This is a genomic window from Amycolatopsis ultiminotia (assembly GCF_039536925.1).
GTDB lineage: Bacteria > Actinomycetota > Actinomycetes > Mycobacteriales > Pseudonocardiaceae > Amycolatopsis > Amycolatopsis ultiminotia.
Window position 1 is genome coordinate 60032 of record NZ_BAAAZN010000004.1, and the last position, 19130, is coordinate 79161.

The 19130-nt window shown below is 67.6% G+C and carries 28 protein-coding genes; 27 read left to right on the plus strand and 1 reads right to left on the minus strand.

The features are described 5' to 3' along the window. Positions 1-523: 523 nt before the first annotated feature. The 5 genes from ABD793_RS10695 to ABD793_RS10715 all read left to right on the plus strand — a co-directional run bounded on the left by ABD793_RS10695 (position 524) and on the right by ABD793_RS10715 (position 5311). On the plus strand, positions 524-2386 hold the full coding sequence (locus ABD793_RS10695) for a hypothetical protein (RefSeq protein WP_344858235.1): 1863 nt from the start codon (positions 524-526) through the stop codon (positions 2384-2386). A gap of 64 nt (positions 2387-2450) precedes the next feature. Further along, a complete protein-coding gene (locus ABD793_RS10700) occupies positions 2451-4211 on the plus strand; it encodes a hypothetical protein (RefSeq protein ID WP_344858237.1) in 1761 nt (586 codons plus the stop codon). A gap of 34 nt (positions 4212-4245) precedes the next feature. Then, a complete protein-coding gene (locus ABD793_RS10705; protein ID WP_344858239.1) occupies positions 4246-4476 on the plus strand; it encodes a hypothetical protein in 231 nt (76 codons plus the stop codon). Positions 4477-4494: 18 nt separating this feature from the next. Beyond that, positions 4495-4743 (plus strand): hypothetical protein, encoded by a 249-nt coding sequence (locus ABD793_RS10710; RefSeq protein ID WP_344858241.1) that lies wholly within the window; start codon positions 4495-4497, stop codon positions 4741-4743. Positions 4744-4813: 70 nt separating this feature from the next. Beyond that, positions 4814-5311 (plus strand): MmpS family transport accessory protein, encoded by a 498-nt coding sequence (locus ABD793_RS10715; protein ID WP_344858243.1) that lies wholly within the window; start codon positions 4814-4816, stop codon positions 5309-5311. Between the two features lie 34 nt (positions 5312-5345). Here the strand turns inward: ABD793_RS10715 and ABD793_RS10720 are convergent, their stop codons facing one another. After that, positions 5346-5825: a GNAT family N-acetyltransferase gene (locus ABD793_RS10720; RefSeq protein ID WP_344858245.1), complete on the minus strand. Its 480-nt coding sequence runs from the start codon at positions 5823-5825 to the stop codon at positions 5346-5348. Positions 5826-5921: 96 nt separating this feature from the next. Here ABD793_RS10720 and ABD793_RS10725 point away from each other — a divergent pair, with 96 nt between their 5' ends. From ABD793_RS10725 to rplF, 22 genes are all read left to right on the plus strand, one after another. Further along, positions 5922-6071, plus strand: a complete 150-nt coding sequence (locus ABD793_RS10725) for a hypothetical protein (protein ID WP_344858248.1) — start codon at positions 5922-5924, stop codon at positions 6069-6071. 356 nt (positions 6072-6427) lie between these two features. Then, a complete protein-coding gene (gene rpsL, locus ABD793_RS10730) occupies positions 6428-6802 on the plus strand; it encodes a 30S ribosomal protein S12 (protein ID WP_003102113.1) in 375 nt (124 codons plus the stop codon). Next, positions 6802-7272 carry a 30S ribosomal protein S7 gene (gene rpsG, locus ABD793_RS10735; protein WP_344858250.1) on the plus strand — a complete coding sequence of 157 codons (471 nt, stop codon included), beginning with the start codon at positions 6802-6804 and terminating at the stop codon, positions 7270-7272. Before rpsL ends, rpsG begins: the two co-directional genes overlap by 1 nt. Before the next feature lie 63 nt (positions 7273-7335). Next, the gene (fusA, locus tag ABD793_RS10740) at positions 7336-9435 is read left to right on the plus strand and encodes an elongation factor G (RefSeq protein WP_344858252.1); all 2100 of its coding nucleotides are present in this window, start codon (positions 7336-7338) and stop codon (positions 9433-9435) included. Positions 9436-9562: 127 nt separating this feature from the next. After that, on the plus strand, positions 9563-10756 hold the full coding sequence (tuf, locus tag ABD793_RS10745) for an elongation factor Tu (RefSeq protein WP_344858254.1): 1194 nt from the start codon (positions 9563-9565) through the stop codon (positions 10754-10756). A 398-nt stretch (positions 10757-11154) separates the two neighbouring features. After that, positions 11155-11460, plus strand: coding sequence for a 30S ribosomal protein S10 (gene rpsJ / locus ABD793_RS10750; RefSeq protein WP_098511615.1), 306 nt, complete (start codon positions 11155-11157; stop codon positions 11458-11460). Between the two features lie 32 nt (positions 11461-11492). Next, entirely contained in the window at positions 11493-12143 is a 651-nt protein-coding gene (rplC, locus tag ABD793_RS10755; protein WP_344858260.1) for a 50S ribosomal protein L3, read from the plus strand. A 2-nt stretch (positions 12144-12145) separates the two neighbouring features. Continuing rightward, a complete protein-coding gene (rplD, locus tag ABD793_RS10760; RefSeq protein WP_344858262.1) occupies positions 12146-12835 on the plus strand; it encodes a 50S ribosomal protein L4 in 690 nt (229 codons plus the stop codon). Then, on the plus strand, positions 12832-13143 hold the full coding sequence (gene rplW, locus ABD793_RS10765) for a 50S ribosomal protein L23 (RefSeq protein WP_098511610.1): 312 nt from the start codon (positions 12832-12834) through the stop codon (positions 13141-13143). Before rplD ends, rplW begins: the two co-directional genes overlap by 4 nt. A gap of 15 nt (positions 13144-13158) precedes the next feature. Next, entirely contained in the window at positions 13159-13992 is an 834-nt protein-coding gene (gene rplB, locus ABD793_RS10770; RefSeq protein ID WP_344858266.1) for a 50S ribosomal protein L2, read from the plus strand. Positions 13993-14010: 18 nt separating this feature from the next. Further along, positions 14011-14292, plus strand: coding sequence for a 30S ribosomal protein S19 (gene rpsS, locus ABD793_RS10775; protein ID WP_153035997.1), 282 nt, complete (start codon positions 14011-14013; stop codon positions 14290-14292). Between the two features lie 31 nt (positions 14293-14323). Then, positions 14324-14752: a 50S ribosomal protein L22 gene (gene rplV / locus ABD793_RS10780; protein WP_344858269.1), complete on the plus strand. Its 429-nt coding sequence runs from the start codon at positions 14324-14326 to the stop codon at positions 14750-14752. After that, positions 14752-15594 (plus strand): 30S ribosomal protein S3, encoded by an 843-nt coding sequence (rpsC, locus tag ABD793_RS10785; protein ID WP_344858271.1) that lies wholly within the window; start codon positions 14752-14754, stop codon positions 15592-15594. Before rplV ends, rpsC begins: the two co-directional genes overlap by 1 nt. A 3-nt stretch (positions 15595-15597) precedes the next feature. Then, the gene (gene rplP, locus ABD793_RS10790) at positions 15598-16017 is read left to right on the plus strand and encodes a 50S ribosomal protein L16 (protein ID WP_344858273.1); all 420 of its coding nucleotides are present in this window, start codon (positions 15598-15600) and stop codon (positions 16015-16017) included. Continuing rightward, a complete protein-coding gene (gene rpmC, locus ABD793_RS10795; RefSeq protein ID WP_020662794.1) occupies positions 16017-16262 on the plus strand; it encodes a 50S ribosomal protein L29 in 246 nt (81 codons plus the stop codon). Before rplP ends, rpmC begins: the two co-directional genes overlap by 1 nt. Next, the gene (gene rpsQ, locus ABD793_RS10800) at positions 16259-16537 is read left to right on the plus strand and encodes a 30S ribosomal protein S17 (RefSeq protein ID WP_344858277.1); all 279 of its coding nucleotides are present in this window, start codon (positions 16259-16261) and stop codon (positions 16535-16537) included. The genes rpmC and rpsQ overlap by 4 nt, the downstream gene beginning before the upstream one ends. Before the next feature lie 90 nt (positions 16538-16627). Further along, positions 16628-16996: a 50S ribosomal protein L14 gene (gene rplN / locus ABD793_RS10805; protein ID WP_004558867.1), complete on the plus strand. Its 369-nt coding sequence runs from the start codon at positions 16628-16630 to the stop codon at positions 16994-16996. Beyond that, the gene (gene rplX, locus ABD793_RS10810; RefSeq protein WP_020662792.1) at positions 16996-17310 is read left to right on the plus strand and encodes a 50S ribosomal protein L24; all 315 of its coding nucleotides are present in this window, start codon (positions 16996-16998) and stop codon (positions 17308-17310) included. The genes rplN and rplX overlap by 1 nt, the downstream gene beginning before the upstream one ends. Before the next feature lies 1 nt (position 17311). Next, positions 17312-17875: a 50S ribosomal protein L5 gene (rplE, locus tag ABD793_RS10815; protein WP_344858278.1), complete on the plus strand. Its 564-nt coding sequence runs from the start codon at positions 17312-17314 to the stop codon at positions 17873-17875. Between the two features lie 4 nt (positions 17876-17879). Continuing rightward, positions 17880-18065: a type Z 30S ribosomal protein S14 gene (locus tag ABD793_RS10820; RefSeq protein WP_344858280.1), complete on the plus strand. Its 186-nt coding sequence runs from the start codon at positions 17880-17882 to the stop codon at positions 18063-18065. A 108-nt stretch (positions 18066-18173) separates the two neighbouring features. Continuing rightward, entirely contained in the window at positions 18174-18572 is a 399-nt protein-coding gene (gene rpsH / locus ABD793_RS10825; protein WP_344858282.1) for a 30S ribosomal protein S8, read from the plus strand. Between the two features lie 16 nt (positions 18573-18588). Beyond that, positions 18589-19128, plus strand: coding sequence for a 50S ribosomal protein L6 (gene rplF, locus ABD793_RS10830; RefSeq protein WP_344858284.1), 540 nt, complete (start codon positions 18589-18591; stop codon positions 19126-19128). Positions 19129-19130 lie beyond the last annotated feature (2 nt).

Sequence of the window (19130 nt, forward strand, 5' to 3'; positions counted from 1 at the left end):
TTCGTCGGGCGGGCGGACGTCCGGGTTCCCGAAATTCGGTAACGAAATCATCACGAACATTAAGGCCGGGAGAGGGTGGCCATGGCGCCATGGTGACTACCCGTGATGCGTCCGAACGGCGGAGCGCAGGTCAGCGACTGCCGCACCGGCTCGATGCCGGAAATGTCGCGCAAGTCGAGTCCAGCGGGTGGGATTTTCACCCCTTCGGTGGATGTTCCAGCTATTGATCACAAGATTGACAGTAAGTCCGCTTCCGCACAGTATTCCGCGCATGTCCTCTCCGATTGCGCTGGTGTGGCGCCGGCACGTTGATCTGCGGCAGCAGGCCAGCGCGCTGTGCCGGAATTCCTGAAGTCTTTCCCGCACCGCGCTGACGCGGCGGGTTTCTCTTGCCCCGTAACGAATCCACGGTGATCGGGGCGAATGCTTTCCCCGTTCTCGCCGGTGTTTTCGCCGCTGGTCGCACAACGGGGAAAGAGGTGCCTTCAAGGCGCTTCGCCGGAACAAGAAACAGGGAGACACAATGCGATTCAGCTCCTCCTCGGGTGCCCCACCCCGATGGCGGAAAGCGCTGACCGTCGCGGGCGCGCTGGCGCTCGCGATCGGCGCGGTGACCTACACCGGGTCAACCACCAGCGCCTACGCCGACGTGCAGGTGGTCACCGACGCGAAAACCGCGGCCGACGGCAAGCAGTACTGGGTGCAGAATCACCTGGTCTCCAAGGACCTCGCCGCACAGGCGCGGTCGGCGGACGGCACGCCGAAGAAGTGGCTGCTGGTCTGGGCCGGTGACGAGAACATCGCGGACACCGCGGTGAAGGACGTCAAGAACCTGCCCGGTTCGCTCGGCGGCGGACTGGACAAGGCGAAGAACGCCTTGCCGGGTCCCGACTTCCTCGCCGTGATCGACGCGACGCAGGGCTCGCCGACCTACGGCAAGGTGGTGAACACCGCGACCGTCGGGCCGCTCGTCGAGAACGAGCCGCACCACATGCAGTACGTGTGGCACAAGGGCGACACGATCTACGCCGGCGCGCTGTTCGCCGCGGCGACGTACGCGTTCGACGTGAGCGCGCTGCCGCAGCTGAAGCTGAAGGGCGTGAGCCTGCCGACGCAGACGCTCGGCGGTTCCGTGCCGGACGCCTACTGGGTGCTCAAGGACGGCACCGCGTACGGCACGTACATGGGCGGTCCGGTCGCCCCCGGTCCGTACACCTACCAGGACGGTTCCACGCAGGTCGGCAACGGCTTCGCGGGCAGTCCGGGTGAGGTCGTGCACTTCGACCAGAAGGGGCAGGTGCTGTCGGAGAATCCGGCGGCGACCCCGCAGGGCGACAACCCCAAGCTGTGCGACAACCTCCCGCAGCTGGGCAAACCCTCCTGTGCGAACCCGCACGGCGTGCAGGCCCGTGAGGACCTCAACACGCTGGTCACCAGTGACTACGCCGAACCGCGCAACATCATCCTCGATCCGGTGAAGCAGCCCTCGCCGTACCTGCGCCGGCCGACCATCCGGACCTGGGACATCTCCGACCGCAACCACCCGAAGCTGAAGTCGGTGTCCTACCTGCAGGACGGTCCACGCGCCGATCCGAAGGACCCGCTGCACGCGGAGAGCCGCGCGGTGATGGAGACCACCGTGACGAACCAGCCGGGGCACAAGGGCGCGTTCGCCGAGACGATGCAGGGCGGCGCGGTCTACTACACACCGGACATCACGGCGAAGGACCCGCACTGGATCGAGGTGTTCGACGACGGCACCGCCAACAAGCCGATCTACGCGCAGAACGACTCGAACGGTGCCAGCTCGAACGGTGGCTGGATCCAGACCAGCCCGGACGACAAGTACCTCTACCGCGCGATCGTCGGGCGGCAGAAGGGCACGCTGGGTCCGGACGACCCGGGTACCACCGGCGGCGTCTACGTGCTCGACATCCAGAAGCTGGTGAACGCCGGCGACAAGGTCGAGGACATCAAGGGCCGCATCGACACCAAGGAGAAGGCGCAGCAGGGCGGTGGGGACGACCTCCCGACCGTCTCGGGCGCCGCGCCGATCAACCCGGGGCAGCCGGGTGCGGGCCCGCACTGGGGCGCGTACGACAACCTCACGCTCGGTTCGGACGGCTTCTACCACGAGACGGCCCAGCCGCAGCACCTCGCGGTGTCGAACTACTTCGTCGCCCGGTCCGGTTTGGACGGTGACCACAAGGTCAACCTGCTGAACCTGTCACCGGACGGGAAGGTCGACGTCGACCAGAACTTCCGGGACGAGTTCACCGGACAGGTCGGCATCAACTTCAACCGCAAATCGTGGCCACACGGAGACTTCGGCAACGCCAAGCCGCACTCCGAGCTGTTCGTGACCGCTGACGCGAACGTGAAGTGACCCCCGGGCCGGGGTGCGGGCACCGCCCGCACCCCGGCCTGCTCGCCCCTCCCGGAAGGTCCCCATGGATCACCACGTCACCCCGGTGAGCACCGGTTCGTCCGGTGTGGACAGTGCCGCGCTGGTGCTGCGGCTCGTCCTGCTGCTCGCGACGGCGTTCCTCGCCGGCACCGGGATCCTGCGTCCGCTCGTCGCCGCGCTGCCGCGCAGGCTGTGGTTCACCGTCGGTGCGCTCGGTCTGGTGTCGGCGGTGCTGGCCGGGGTCTCGGCGGCCACGGTCGAGGTCAACCCGGTCGCACTGATCATCCACATCCTGCTGGCGCTGGCCGTGCCGGTGCTGCTGCGGTGGCCTTCGGCCGGCCGCTGGGCAGCGCTCGCACTGGTGGTGCTCGTGGTGCTGGAGACGTCGATCGACGGCTCTGGCATCGACTTCGCCATCGACACCGTGTACGTCGCAGCTGCCGCGCTCTGGTTCGGCGTCACACTGCTGTCGGCCTGGGTGCCGTTGGACCAGTGGCGTTCCACGCCGTTGCGCGTCGGTCCGCTGTCGGTGACGCTCGGCGGTCTGCTGACCATCGCCGGTCTCGTGCAGCTCGCCGTGTCCGGGGTCGGATTCGACCGGCGGCTGTACGAATCGCTGTTCGGTATTTCCTTGATCGTCGTGGTGCTGCTGCCCGCGGCGGTCTCGGTAATCGCATTGATCTTCTTGTCCCGCAATGCTTCCAGCCGCGTCTACCGCTACGGCGCGGCCGGGGTCGCCGCGGGGTTCGTGGCGTGGAGCGCGCTGGCCGCCGTGCCGCAGCCGCCGCCGTTGCCGGTGCCGGGCGTTCCGCTGCTGGCCGATTCGACGGTCGGCGGGGCCTCGGTGCCGGTGCTCGTGAGCCCGCAACGACCGGGGCACAACCTCGTGCACTTCCCGGCGAGCGCCGGAACGGACCTGTCGACCGGGGTGGCGGACGGCATCGTCTCGCCCGCGGTGGCCCGAGCCGGTGCCGAGGGCAGCTGGGCCGAAGTGGACCTCCCGCCCGGCCGTAGCACGCTCGTCGTGCACAAGGGAGACGCCACCACCACTGTCGACGTGGACGCGGGCACCGCGCCGGGACCGACCGTCCCCGACGCCGACGCCCCGGAGTGCGCCGAAGCCGCCCTCGGCGGGTTGGTGGCGGAGAAGCACGACGTACTGACCAGCTGCCCGTCCGACGCACTGTCGCCGGAGGACAGCGGTTCCCTCGTGAAGCTCGTCGAATACCTCAACACGCGTAAGCCGTCCGCGATCACGCTCGTCGAAGATCGTTCTCCGCGTGGCGTACAGGCCGCGAAGCTCGTCCGTGACACTGCTGCGCGTTACGGCCTGCCGGTGCGTTCCGACGCCGCGGCCGACACCGCGCTCGTGGTCGTCTCCGGATGGTCCGACGGGTACCTGGCGATGAGCCGTGCCGCGGAGTCGCAACGGTTGAAGCCGACGCACCAGTTCGGCCTCTACCTGGCGCCGTGGCTGCTCAACGGGCCCATCGTGAACGCTGTGGCCAGTGCGGCGATGCCGTTGCGCTTCGATCCGCGCGACCAGCTGGCGGTGACCTACGCGGTGACCGTCGGCAGCTCGTTCGGCGGGGAAAGCCCCAGTCTCGGCGGTTTCCGGAGCTGGCTCGGCCCGCAGTGGCCGGAGGTCAACGGCGAGGTGCAGCTCTTCGCGGCCGCGCAGGTCAACGCCATGCCGATGTACCCGAACGAACCGCACGCGCCCGGGATGCAGGCCGCCCGCGACTACGCGGGCCAGTGGATCCCGGACGGCACCATCGTCCCGATCAGCGGCGTCCTGCGGTGATCGGGCACAGCCCATCCCAGAAAGAGAGGAATCCATGAAACGCACAGCTGCCCGAATCCTCCTGCCGCTCGTGCTGGCCGGCGGGTTCGCCGGGGTCGCCGGGGGAGTGGCGAGCGCCGCGACCCAGGAACCGCCCGCGGCCTCGGAACCGCCTGCGATCTGGGTGGTGCCCGGTCTCGACGCGGGCAGCCTGCTCGCCCCGACCGTGCAGGCACCGACCCAGCTGCTCGCCCCGGTGGTCAACCTCATCACGCCGATTTCCTGACCGGAAAGGACGAAGAACATGCGCAAGACCGTTGCTCGGGCCGCCGCCGTCGTGGCCATCGCCGGAGCCGGAGTGCTCGGGGTGGCCGTGCCCGCGCTCGCGGCCACCCAGGACGAGCCGGGCGTCACCGTGGTCGACGAACCGGACACCAGCGACCTCAACAACATCTGGACGGTCGCGCCGCTCGGCGTCCCGGTCCTCGGGCTGATCGACTCGATCAACGACGTGCCGGGCAAGATCCTGCCCTCGCCTGGCGGCGGGTACTGAGCCGATCCGCCTCCGGTGGCTCCCCGGCGCGGGGAGCCACCGGTCACCCGAGGGAGAAAGCGGACCGAACATGGACAGACAGCTCACCGGACGGCTCGCGATCGCGGGCATTGCGGTGGCGGCGGTGGCCGCGGTCGTGGTGATCCTCGGCACCGGCAACGATCCGGCCCCCGCTCCGGCCGCCGCCGACGCTCCCACGACCTCCGCGCCGGCGCCACAGCGCGCGCCGGACCGCACGGTGACCCGGACGCTGGCACCGTCGACTTCGGCCGGTCCCGCTCCGGCCGCCGCGGACGGCTGGCACATCACCTACGACCTGGCCGGCTCCGGCACCGCCACGGTGGTCTACGACGACAACGGCCTCGGCCTCGTGCACCAGGAGCTGTCCGTGGCGCTGCCGTGGCACCGGGAGCTGAACTGGCCGAAGTCCGCCGTGGCGCCGACCGTGCAGCTCATGGCGCAGTCGGCCGGCACGGTGGAATGCCGGGTCTCGGTCAACGGCGTCGTCGTCCGGTCGCAGAAGGCCGCGAACGGCGAAGTGGCCGGCTGCACCGGGCGGCTCGGCTGAGCCGTGGCTTCACCCCGGTCCGCGGAGAGTGCCCTCAGCCGAGCTGTTTCGCGAACCAGTGCTCGGCGTACTGGTCGTCGTTGAACGGTTCGACCTCGGCGTACCCCGTCGCCGCGTACAGCGCGCGAGCCTCCACCAGGTCGTGTCTGGTGTCGAGGCGCATGCGCACCGAACCCAGCCGCCTGGCCGCAGCCTCGGCCGCCGCGACGAGTCGGCGGCCGCTGCCGTGCCCGCGGTGCGCCGGTCGCACGTAGACCTTGGTCAGCTCGGTCAGGCCAGGGCACACCACTCGGACACCGGCACAGCCAACCGCTTCCGCGCCGTCCGTGGCGAGCAGGAACGCGCCTTGCGGCGGAACCAGATCGGCTGCGGGTTCTTCGGCGAGCGCAGCGTCCACTTCGGCCGGTGTCGCCTGCCGCCGGTAGTACCGCGACGCGACTTCACCGAGGTATTCCCTGATGATCGCCACGGCGTCCGCACACCCGGCCGGGATCTCGGTGACCGTCCACGCCATTCCCCCATCCTGGGGAGCTCGTCCACCGATTTCCGTGCCCGTTTCCGCGCCCGGTACCGTGCGATCCGCAGGGGAAGCCGAAATGAGGAGTGCGTCATGGACGGCAGCGAGAACGCCGACCGGCCGGGGGAGAAGAAGGGCGGCAGTCACGCCGCACCGGAGGGGGCGGGAGTGCACCCGCTGATCGATCTGTCGCGGGACCCGAACCCGGGGCACCCCGACCACGCGAAGCCGGACGAGGAATAGCAGGGACACCGGTCACGTTCCACTCCGCGGGTCCCCGCGCGGCACCGCCACGACAAGCGCGATCTGGGGTTACGATGGCCGGTCGCCGTCCGCCAAAGACCCCCCGCCCGTACCACGCGTGTGGTGGCCGGGTATCTTTGGAGACCGTGCCCGGCAGGCGTCGGGCCGCTCCGCGTGCCGTGCGGCATGAGCGGGGTGCTCGCGCACCCGGTTCACCGGCCTCGTCCACGTGGGGTTCCGACGGAAAACCCCTCCGGGAAGTTATCGGTCGCGAGACCGTGACGCGGGCCGACACGCCCGACCGCGGGGACCGGTGAAGACACGAAGAAGCAAGATCACGACAGGAAGCTGGTCCATTGCCCACGATCCAGCAGCTGGTCCGCAAGGGCCGCCAGGACAAGGCTGCCAAGCAGAAGACCGCGGCCCTCAAGGGGAGCCCGCAGCGTCGTGGCGTGTGCACCCGGGTGTACACCACGACCCCCAAGAAGCCGAATTCGGCGCTGCGCAAGGTCGCTCGTGTGAAGCTGACCAGCGGCATCGAGGTCACCGCTTACATCCCCGGTGAGGGCCACAACCTGCAGGAGCACTCGATGGTGCTCGTGCGCGGCGGCCGGGTGAAGGACCTGCCGGGTGTTCGGTACAAGATCATCCGCGGTTCGCTCGACACCCAGGGTGTGAAGAACCGTAAGCAGGCGCGCAGCCGCTACGGCGCGAAGAAGGAGAAGAGCTAATGCCTCGCAAGGGTCCGGCGCCGAAGCGGCCGCTGATCTCCGACCCCGTCTACGCCTCGCCGCTGGTCACCCAGCTGGTGAACAAGGTGCTCAAGGACGGCAAGCGGTCCCTGGCCGAGCGCATCGTCTACGGCGCGCTGGAAGGCGCCCGCGAGAAGACCGGCACCGACCCGGTCGTCACCCTGAAGCGCGCGCTCGACAACGTCAAGCCCACCATCGAGGTGAAGAGCCGCCGCGTCGGTGGTGCCACCTACCAGGTGCCGATCGAGGTCAAGCCCGGCCGCTCCACCACGCTGGCGCTGCGCTGGCTGGTCTCCTTCTCGCAGGCCCGCCGCGAGAAGACGATGGTCGAGCGCCTGCAGAACGAGCTGCTGGACGCGAGCAACGGCCTTGGCGCCAGCGTCAAGCGCCGCGAAGACACGCACAAGATGGCCGAGTCCAACAAGGCCTTCGCGCACTACCGCTGGTGATGACTGCCCGGCTGTCGAGAGAAGCCATGCCGGGCCCCACGCTTGAGACAGGGGAACATTCTCGTGGCACGTGACGTGCTGACCGACCTCAACAAGGTCCGCAACATCGGCATCATGGCGCACATCGACGCCGGTAAGACCACCACCACCGAGCGGATCCTGTTCTACACCGGGATCAACTACAAGCTCGGCGAAGTCCACGACGGCGCCGCCACCATGGACTGGATGGAGGAGGAGCAGAAGCGGGGGATCACCATCACCTCGGCTGCCACCACCACCTTCTGGGCCGACCACCAGATCAACCTGATCGACACCCCCGGGCACGTCGACTTCACCGTCGAGGTGGAGCGCAACCTGCGGGTGCTCGACGGCGCGGTTGCCGTCTTCGACGGCAAGGAAGGTGTCGAGCCGCAGTCCGAGCAGGTCTGGCGGCAGGCGGACAAGTACGACGTCCCGCGCATCTGCTTCGTCAACAAGATGGACAAGCTGGGTGCGGACTTCTACTACACCCTGAAGACCATCGAGGACCGCCTCGGCGTGCGACCGGTGGCGATCCAGCTGCCGATCGGCGCGGAGAACGAGTTCGAGGGCGTCGTCGACCTGGTGCGCATGAAGGCACTGGTCTGGCGCGGCGAGGTCAAGAAGGGCGAGGACTACGCCGTCGAGGACATCCCGGCCGAGCTGACCGAGCTGGCCGCGGAGTACCGCGAGAAGCTCATCGAGGCCGTCGCCGAGACCGACGACTCGCTGATGGAGAAGTTCCTTGAGGGCGAGGAGCTGACCGAGGACGAGATCAAGGGCGGCATCCGCAAGCTGGTCGTCACCCGTGAGGCGTTCCCCGTTCTGGCCGGCTCCGCGTTCAAGAACAAGGGCGTGCAGCCGATGCTGGACGCGGTCATCGACTACCTGCCGTCTCCGCTGGAGGTGCCGCCGGTCGAGGGCCTGCTGCCCGACGGCGAGACCGTGGTCAGCCGCAAGGCCTCGACCGAGGAGCCGTTCTCCGCACTCGCGTTCAAGATCGCCGCACACCCGTTCTTCGGCAAGCTGACCTACATCCGGGTCTACTCGGGCAAGGTCGCCTCCGGCGCCCAGGTCGTCAACGCGACCAAGGAGCGCAAGGAGCGCATCGGGAAGATCTTCCAGATGCACTCCAACAAGGAGAACCCGGTCGACGACGCACAGGCGGGCCACATCTACGCGGTCATCGGGCTGAAGGACACCACGACCGGTGACACCTTGAGCGACCCGCAGAAGCCGATCGTCCTCGAGTCGATGACCTTCCCCGAGCCGGTCATTCGGGTGGCCATCGAGCCGAAGACGAAGGCCGACCAGGAGAAGCTGTCGGTCGCGATCCAGCGGCTGGCCGAGGAAGACCCCACCTTCCAGGTCAACCTCGACGAGGAGACCGGGCAGACGATCATCGCCGGGATGGGCGAGCTGCACCTCGAGGTGCTCGTCAACCGGATGAAGTCCGACTACAAGGTCGAGGCGAACATCGGTAAGCCGCAGGTGGCCTACCGCGAGACCATCAAGAAGACGGTGGACAAGCTCGACTACGTCCACAAGAAGCAGACCGGTGGTTCCGGCCAGTTCGCGAAGGTCATCGTGAAGCTGGAGCCGCTCGAGCGCACCGACGGTGCCCTCTACGAGTTCGACAACAAGGTGACCGGTGGTCGCGTGCCGCGGGAGTACATCCCGTCGGTCGACGCGGGCGCCCAGGACGCCATGCAGTACGGCGTGCTGGCCGGCTACCCGCTCGTCGGGTTGAAGTTCACCTTGTTGGATGGCGCGTACCACGAGGTCGACTCTTCGGAGATGGCGTTCAAGATCGCCGGTTCGATGGCGATGAAGGAGGCCGCGAGGAAGGCCTCCCCGGCCATCCTCGAGCCGATGATGGCCGTCGAGGTCACGACTCCCGAGGACTACATGGGTGACGTGATCGGCGACCTCAACTCCCGCCGTGGCCAGATCCAGGCCATGGAGGAGCGCGCCGGTACCCGTGTCGTCAAGGCACTGGTCCCGCTGTCGGAGATGTTCGGTTACGTAGGCGACCTGCGGTCCCGTACCCAGGGTCGTGCGAACTACTCCATGGTGTTCGACTCCTACGCCGAGGTTCCCGCGAACGTCGCGAAGGAAATCATCGCGAAGGCGACAGGGGAGTAATCCCCTCCGCTCGCGGGCTTGAGGGAAATACTCCTGAACGTCCGCAGCACTGACGAGAAACATCGTGGGCCGGCAGCCACGCCGGGCCCGCGGGCACAAGCGAAATCCAGTCCAGGAGGACATTCCAGTGGCGAAGGCGAAGTTCGAGCGGAGCAAGCCGCACGTCAACATCGGCACCATCGGTCACGTCGACCACGGCAAGACCACGCTGACCGCGGCGATCACCAAGGTTCTGCACGAGGCGTACCCGGAGCTGAACGAAGCCCGTGCGTTCGACCAGATCGACAACGCGCCGGAAGAGAAGCAGCGCGGTATTACGATCAACATCTCGCACGTCGAGTACCAGACCGAGAAGCGGCACTACGCCCACGTGGACGCTCCCGGCCACGCGGACTACATCAAGAACATGATCACCGGTGCCGCCCAGATGGACGGCGCGATCCTGGTGGTCGCGGCCACCGACGGCCCGATGCCGCAGACCCGTGAGCACGTGCTGCTCGCCCGTCAGGTCGGCGTGCCCTACATCGTCGTGGCGCTGAACAAGTCCGACATGGTCGACGACGAGGAGATCCTCGAGCTCGTCGAGCTCGAGGTCCGTGAGCTGCTGTCTTCGCAGGAGTTCCCGGGCGACGACGCGCCGGTCGTGCGCGTCTCCGGTCTCAAGGCTCTCGAGGGCGACGAGAAGTGGTCGGCCGCCGTGCTCGAGCTCATGCACGCCGTCGACGACAACGTGCCGGACCCGGTGCGTGAACTCGACAAGCCGTTCCTGATGCCGATCGAGGACGTCTTCACGATCACCGGCCGCGGCACCGTGGTGACCGGTCGCGTGGAGCGTGGCCAGGTCAACGTGAACGAAGAGGTCGAGATCGTGGGTATCCGCGAGAAGTCGACCAAGACCACGGTCACCGGCGTCGAGATGTTCCGCAAGCTGCTCGACTCGGGCCAGGCCGGTGACAACGTCGGCCTCCTGCTGCGCGGTATCAAGCGCGAGGACGTCGAGCGCGGCCAGGTCGTCGTGAAGCCGGGCACCACCACCCCGCACACCGACTTCGAGGGCCGGGTCTACATCCTGGCCAAGGACGAGGGCGGGCGGCACACGCCGTTCTTCAACAACTACCGCCCGCAGTTCTACTTCCGCACCACCGACGTGACCGGTGTCGTGACCCTTCCCGAGGGCACCGAGATGGTCATGCCGGGCGACAACACGGACATCAGCGTTGTGCTGATCCAGCCGGTCGCGATGGACGAGGGTCTGCGGTTCGCCATCCGTGAGGGTGGCCGGACCGTCGGCGCGGGTCAGGTTACCAAGATCAACAAGTGATTTCGACGCCCGGCCCGGGGGCATACACCCCCGGGTCGAGGGCGTCAAATCACGTGTGCGACACTAATCAGGTTGCTCGTTCTGGGGCGGCCGAATCCTCCGGGGTTCCGGCCGCCCCCGTGCGAGTGGCCACGGTCCGTAGAGCTCTTCCTTCGGGTGAGGCTGGCGGGCAAGGGCCGGTGGGACGGCGCGGTGCTGATTCAGGACTGGCGGCCCGCGGCCTCCTCACGTAGAGGAAGACCAGGCACGACGACGATCCTGCGGGATCCGACTGTGCGGCGGGCGCGACACGCCCGACCGCGTGGACCGGAGACCGGGCCGTTGAACTGCTGAAACCCGGGTCCCGGCCCAGGGTTGACGAGACAAAGCGGCACGAGACGACAAGGAACGCAGCCACCATGGCGGGACAGAAGATCCGCATTCGGCTCAAGGCCTACGACCACGAGGCGATCGACAGCTCTGCGCGCAAGATCGTGGAGACGGTCACGCGCACCGGCGCCCGGGTTCTCGGGCCGGTGCCGCTGCCCACCGAGAAGAACGTTTACTGCGTCATCCGCTCGCCGCACAAGTACAAGGACTCGCGCGAGCACTTCGAGATGCGCACGCACAAGCGTCTGATCGACATCCTCGACCCGACGCCGAAGACGGTGGACGCGCTCATGCGCATCGACCTCCCGGCGAGCGTCGACGTCAACATCCAGTAAAGCGTTGGGCGAGCGGCGGAGATAAGAGACTCATGTCTGACAGGCAGGTAAAGGGCATCCTGGGCACCAAGCTCGGCATGACCCAGGTCTTCGACGAGCAGAACCGGATCGTTCCGGTGACCGTCGTCAAGGCCGGTCCGAACGTGATCACCCAGGTTCGGACCCAGGACAAGGACGGCTACGAGGCCGTGCAGCTGGCGTTCGGCGCGGTCGACCCGCGCAAGGTGAACAAGCCGCGCACCGGCCACTTCGACAAGGCGGGCGTGACGCCGCGGCGGTTCCTCGCCGAGCTGCGCACGACCGACGCCGGGACCTACGAGGTCGGCCAGGAGATCACCGCCGAGGTGTTCGACGCCGGCGCTTCGGTCGACATCACCGGCACCAGCAAGGGCAAGGGCTACGCCGGTGTCATGAAGCGGCACGGCTTCAAGGGCCAGGGCGCGAGCCACGGTGCACAGGCCGTGCACCGCAAGCCGGGTTCGATCGGTGGCTGCGCGACGCCGGGCCGGGTGTTCAAGGGCCTGCGGATGGCGGGCCGGATGGGCAACGACCGGGTCACCACGCAGGGCCTGACCGTGCACGCGGTGCGTGCCGACGACGGCCTGCTGCTGATCAAGGGCGCCGTGCCCGGTCCCAAGGGCGGCCTGCTGTTCGTGCGCAGTGCCGCGAAGGGTGGTAACTGACAATGACCAGCGTCGAGCTGAAGACCCCGGCCGGTAAAGCCGACGGCACCGTCGAACTCCCCGCGGAGATTTTCGACGTGCAGGCCAACATCGCGCTGATGCACCAGGTCGTGGTGGCCCAGCAGGCCGCCGCGCGCCAGGGCACGCACGACACCAAGACCCGTGGCGAGGTCGCCGGTGGCGGCAAGAAGCCGTACCGGCAGAAGGGCACCGGTCGTGCCCGCCAGGGTTCGACCCGCGCACCGCAGTTCGTCGGCGGTGGCACCGTGCACGGCCCCACGCCGCGTGACTACGCGCAGCGCACCCCGAAGAAGATGAAGGCCGCCGCACTGCGTGGCGCCCTCTCGGACCGGGCCCGCGCAGGCCAGTTGCACGTGGTGACCGAGCTCGTGAGCGGCGAGAAGCCGTCCACCAAGGCAGCGAAGACCGCGCTCGCCGCGGTCACGCAGGCCAAGCGCGTGCTCGTGGTGCTGCACCGGGACGACGAGCTGAGCTGGGTGTCGCTGCGGAACCTCGCGGAGATCCACCTGATCTGGGCCGACCAGCTCAACACCTACGACGTGCTCGTCAACGACGACGTCGTGTTCACCAAGGCCGCTTACGACGCTTTCGTCGCCGGTCCCGTTCGGGGCAAGGGCGCGAAGGCTGTCGCGCGGGAGAGCGAAGTTGCGGAAGGGAGTGACGCGAAGTGAGCTCGATCGCCATCCCCGACCCCCGCGACATCCTGCTCGCGCCGGTCATCTCGGAGAAGTCCTACGGGCTGCTCGAGGACCACAAGTACACGTTCATCGTGCGTCCGGACGCCAACAAGACCCAGATCAAGATCGCGGTCGAGAAGGTGTTCGGCGTCAAGGTGGTCAGTGTCAACACGGCCAACCGGCAGGGCAAGCGGAAGCGGACTCGCGCCGGCTTCGGCAAGCGCAAGGACACCAAGCGCGCCATCGTGACTCTTTCGCCTGAGAGCAAGGCGATCGAGATCTTCGGCGGACCCACCGCGTAAAGGACTGAGCTGACAATGGGCATCCGCAAGTACAAGCCGACGACCCCGGGTCGTCGCGGTTCGAGCGTCTCGGACTTCGCCGAGATCACCCGGTCCACGCCGGAGAAGTCGCTGCTTCGTCCGCTGAGCGGTTCGGGCGGTCGCAACTCGTCCGGCAAGATCACCACCCGGCACAAGGGCGGCGGCCACAAGCGCGCCTACCGCGTCATCGACTTCCGTCGCAATGACAAGGACGGCGTGCCGGCCAAGGTCGCGCACATCGAGTACGACCCCAACCGCACCGCGCGCATCGCGCTGCTGCACTACGCCGACGGCGAGAAGCGCTACATCATCGCGCCGGAGCGGCTGAAGCAGGGCGACACCGTCGAGAACGGTCCGCGTGCGGACATCAAGCCGGGCAACAACCTGCCGCTGCGCAACATCCCGGTCGGCACCGTGGTGCACGCGATCGAGCTCCGCCCCGGTGGCGGCGCGAAGATGGCCCGCTCCGCAGGCGCCCGCGTGCAGCTCGTGGCCAAGGACGGTCCGTACGCCCAGTTGCGTCTCCCCTCGGGCGAGATCCGCAACGTGGACGTGCGCAACCGCGCCACGGTCGGCGAGGTCGGCAACGCCGAGCACGCGAACATCAACTGGGGCAAGGCCGGCCGCAACCGCTGGCGCGGCAAGCGCCCCACGGTCCGTGGTGTCGTGATGAACCCGGTCGACCACCCGCACGGTGGTGGTGAGGGCAAGACCTCCGGTGGTCGCCACCCGGTCAACCCCAACGGTAAGCCCGAGGGCCGGACGCGTAAGCGCAAGCCGAGCGACGCCCTCATCGTCCGCCGCCGGCGTACCGGCAAGAAGCGCTGAGCAGGGAGGTAGAAGCACATGCCACGCAGCCTTAAGAAGGGGCCCTTCGTGGACGACCACCTGCTCAAGAAGGTGGACGCGCTCAACGAGGCCAACAAGAAGACCGTGATCAAGACCTGGTCGCGTCGTTCCACGATCATCCCGGACTTCCTGGGACACACGATCGCGGTGCACGACGGTCGCAAGCACGTCCCGGTCTTCGTCACCGAGGCCATGGTCGGTCACAAGCTGGGCGAGTTCGCCCCGACGCGGACCTTCAAGGGCCACATCAAGGACGACCGCAAGTCGCGCCGCCGCTGAGCGGGCACGAGACAAGACAAGGGAAGTAGCGATGAACGCCCAGAAAAACGTGGTAGCCGAGGCAGCGGAGACACTGCCCACGGCTTACGCGCGGGCTCGCTTCGTCCGGGACTCGCCGACCAAGGTGCGCCGGGTAATCGAGCTCATCAAGGGACGTAGCGCCGCCGACGCCTTGGCCGTGCTCCGGTTCGCCCCGCAGGCGGCCAGCGAGCCGGTCGCGAAGGTGCTCGCCAGCGCTGTGGCCAACGCCGAGAACAACCTTCAGCTCGACCCGGAGAGCCTCTGGGTCAAGAACGCGTACGCCGACGAGGGCCCGACCCTCAAGCGGATCCGTCCGCGGGCCCAGGGCCGCGCGTACCGGATCCGCAAGCGGACCAGCCACATCACCGTCGAGGTGGAGTCGCGTCCGAAGGCCGACGTGAAGAAGGCGCAGAGCAAGAAGAAGGCAGGTGGCCGGTAGTGGGCCAGAAGATCAACCCGCACGGCTTCCGCCTGGGGATCACCACCGACTGGAAGTCGCGCTGGTACGCCGACAAGCAGTACGCGGAGTACGTGGCCGAGGACGTCAAGATCCGCAAGCTGCTCTCCACCGGCATGGAGCGCGCAGGCATCTCCAAGGTCGAGATCGAAAGGACCCGCGACCGGGTTCGGGTGGATATCCACACCGCCCGTCCGGGCATCGTCATCGGCCGCCGCGGCGCGGAGGCCGACCGGATCCGTGGTGCGCTGGAGAAGCTGACCCGCAAGCAGGTCCAGCTGAACATCCTCGAGGTGAAGAACCCCGAGGCCGACGCGCAGCTGGTTGCGCAGGGCGTTGCGGAGCAGCTGAGCAACCGCGTGGCGTTCCGCCGTGCGATGCGCAAGGCGATCCAGAGCTCGATGCGTTCGCCGCAGGTCAAGGGCATCCGCGTGCAGTGCGGTGGTCGTCTCGGCGGTGCCGAGATGTCCCGTTCCGAGCACTACCGCGACGGCCGGGTCCCGCTGCACACGCTGCGTGCCGACATCGACTACGGCTTCTTCGAGGCCAAGACGACGTTCGGCCGGATCGGCGTGAAGGTGTGGATCTACAAGGGCGAGCTGGTCGGTGGCCTCAAGGCCCGCGAGGCGCGCGACGCCGCCGCGGCTGCCGAGCGGGCGCCGCGCCGCGACCGTGGCGACCGGCCGTCCCGTCCGCGCCGTTCCGGTGCGTCGGGCACGACCGCGACCTCGACCGAGGCCGGCCGCGCTGCTGCCGCCGCGAAGAGTGACACCGCGACCGAGGCGGCCCCGGCTGCCGAGACCGCAGAAAAGACGGAGGGCTGAGACGTGCTCATCCCGCGCAAGGTCAAGCACCGGAAGCAGCACTCCCCGAAGCGCCACGGCGCCGCCAAGGGCGGCACGAAGGTCAGCTTCGGTGAGTTCGGCATCCAGGCGCTCGAGCACAGCTACGTGACGAACCGGCAGATCGAATCCGCTCGTATCGCCATGACCCGCCACATCAAGCGTGGCGGCAAGGTGTGGACCACGATCTACCCGGACCGCCCGCTGACCAAGAAGCCTGCCGAAACCCGGATGGGTTCCGGTAAGGGTTCGCCGGAGTGGTGGATCGCCAACGTGAAGCCGGGTCGGGTGATGTTCGAGATCAGCTTCCCGAACGAGGAGACCGCCCGCGAGGCGCTCCGTCGCGCGATCCACAAGCTGCCCATGAAGTGCCGCATCGTGACCCGTGAAGGTGGTGAGTTCTGATGGCCAACGGAGCCGCCCAGGCATCCGAGCTTCGTGAGCTCACCGCGGAAGAGCTCGTGCTGCGTCTGAAGGAGTACAAGGAGGAGCTGTTCAACCTCCGCTTCCAGATGGCGACCGGGCAGCTGGACAACAACCGTCGGCTGCGCACCGTCCGCACGGACATCGCGCGGATCTACACGGTCATGCGCGAGCGTGAGCTCGGCCTGTCCGTGGCCCCCGACACCGAGAGTGAAGGTGCCGCATGAGCGAGTCCACCACCGAGAAGGTCGTGCGCAACTACCGCAAGGTGCGCGAGGGCTACGTCGTCTCGGACAAGATGAACAAGACGATCGTGGTCGAGCTCGAGGACCGCAAGAAGCACCCGCGTTACGCGAAGGTTCTTCGCAGCACCACCAAGGTCAAGGCGCACGACGAGAACAACGAGGCGGGACTGGGCGACCGGGTCACCCTGATGGAGACCCGGCCGCTCTCGGCGACGAAGCGCTGGCGCCTGGTGCAGGTCGTGGAGAAGGCCAAGTAAGCAGGGCTCTTTGCAGAGTCTTTAGTTCCGCAAGGCTCGCGGAAGTGGCATTGCACAACGTGAGAACCAGCGCGACATACAGGAGTTGACGTGATCCAGCAGGAGTCGCGGCTACGGGTCGCCGACAACACCGGTGCGAAGGAGATCCTTTGCATCCGGGTGCTCGGCGGTTCCGGGCGGCGCTACGCGGGCATCGGCGACATCATCGTCGCCACCGTGAAGGACGCCATCCCGGCTGCCGGGGTGAAGAAGGGCGACGTCGTCAAGGCGGTCATCGTCCGCACGGTGAAGGAGCGTCGTCGTCCGGACGGTTCCTACATCCGCTTCGACGAGAACGCCGCCGTGCTCATCAAGAACGACAACGAGCCCCGGGGCACCCGCATCTTCGGCCCGGTGGGCCGCGAGCTGCGCGACCGAAAGTTCATGAAGATCATTTCGCTCGCGCCGGAGGTGCTGTGATGAAGGTGAAGAAGGGCGACACGGTCGTCGTCATCGCCGGCAAGGACAAGGGTGCCAAGGGCAAGGTCATCCAGGCCTACCCGGAGCGCGAGCGCGTGCTGGTCGAGGGTGTGAACCGGATCAAGAAGCACACCCGGATCACCCAGACCCAGCGTGGTGCGCAGTCCGGGGGCATCGTCACCCAGGAGGCGCCCATCCACGTGTCGAACGTGATGGTCGTGGACTCGGACGGCAAGCCGGCCCGCGTGGGTTACCGCATCGGCGAGGACGGCAAGAAGGTCCGGGTCTCGCGCCGGAACGGCAAGGACATCTGACATGACGACCGCAGAGCAGAGCGTGCCGCGTCTGAAGACCCGGTACCGCGACGAAATCAAGGGTGAGCTCCAGAAGGAGTTCTCCATCGGCAACGTGCACCAGATTCCCGGCGTCGTGAAGGTCGTCGTGAACATGGGTGTCGGGGACGCCGCCAGGGACAGCAAGCTGATCGAGGGCGCGGTCCGTGACCTGTCCCTGATCACCGGCCAGAAGCCGGAGGTCCGCAGGGCCCGCAAGTCCATCGCGCAGTTCAAGCTGCGTGAGGGCCAGCCGATCGGTGCGCGCGTCACGCTGCGCGGCGACCGGATGTGGGAGTTCCTGGACCGGCTGCTCACCATCGCGCTGCCCCGTATCCGCGACTTCCGCGGCCTGTCGGCCAAGCAGTTCGACGGCAACGGCAACTACACGTTCGGTCTCAACGAGCAGTCGATGTTCCACGAGATCAACCCCGACGACATCGACCGTCCGCGAGGTATGGACGTCACCGTCGTCACCACCGCCACCACCGACGACGAGGGCCGGGCGCTGCTGCGCAAACTCGGCTTCCCGTTCAAGGAGAACTGAGCCGATGGCCAAGAAAGCGCTGATCACCAAGGCCGCGCGGAAGCCGAAGTTCGCGGTGCGCGGATACACCCGCTGCAACCGTTGCGGGCGGCCGCACTCGGTGTACCGCAAGTTCGGGCTGTGCCGGATCTGCCTCCGGGAGATGGCACACGCGGGCGAACTGCCCGGTGTCCACAAGTCCAGCTGGTAAGGCTCGAAACTCTATTTCCCAGTTCGCCACAGGCCCCGCTCGCTGCCGGCTCCGGGACACCGGAGCCGGACGGTCGGGGAACCAGGCGAGAAAGGTTGACAGGTCACCATGACGATGACCGACCCCATCGCAGACTTCTTGACCCGTCTGCGCAACGCGAACTCGGCTTACCACGACGAGGTCGTGCTTCCCCACTCGAAGATCAAGGCGAACATCGCCGAGATCCTCAAGCGCGAGGGCTACATCTCGAGCTACCGCGACGAGCCGGGCGAAAAGCACAAGAACCTGGTCGTCGAGCTGAAGTACGGCCCCAACCGGGAGCGGAGCATCGCCGGTCTCCGGCGCGTGTCCAAGCCGGGTCTGCGGGTGTACGCAAAATCGACCGAACTGCCGTCCGTGCTCGGTGGCCTCGGCGTCGCGATCATCTCGACGTCCGGTGGACTCCAGACCGACCGGCAGGCCAAGCGCAACAACGTGGGCGGCGAAGTCCTCGCCTACGTCTGGTAAGGAAGGGGGCACAGACATGTCACGCATCGGAAAGCTGCCGGTCGCCGTCCCCTCCGGGGTCGAGGTGACCATCGACGGTCAGCACATCTCTGTCAAGGGGCCCAAGGGCACCCTCGAGCACACTGTTGCGGAGCCCATCGTCGTCGAGCGCGACGAGGACGGCACCCTCCTGGTGAAGCGTCCGGACGACGAGCGGGTAAGCCGTTCCCTGCACGGACTCACCCGCACGCTGGTGAACAACCTCGTGGTGGGCGTGACCGACGGGTACGTCAAGAAGCTCGAGATCCACGGCGTCGGTTACCGCGTGCAGGCCAAGGGCTCGGACCTCGAGTTCGCCCTCGGCTACAGCCACCCGGTGAAGATCGAGGCCCCGGACGGCATCACCTTCACGGTGGAGTCGCCTACCCGGTTCTCGGTCTCCGGCATCGACAAGCAGAAGGTCGGCCAGACGGCTGCGGTCATCCGCAAGCTGCGCCGCCCGGACCCGTACAAGGGCAAGGGCCTGCGCTACGAGGGTGAGAAGATCCGCCGCAAGGTCGGAAAGACGGGTAAGTGATC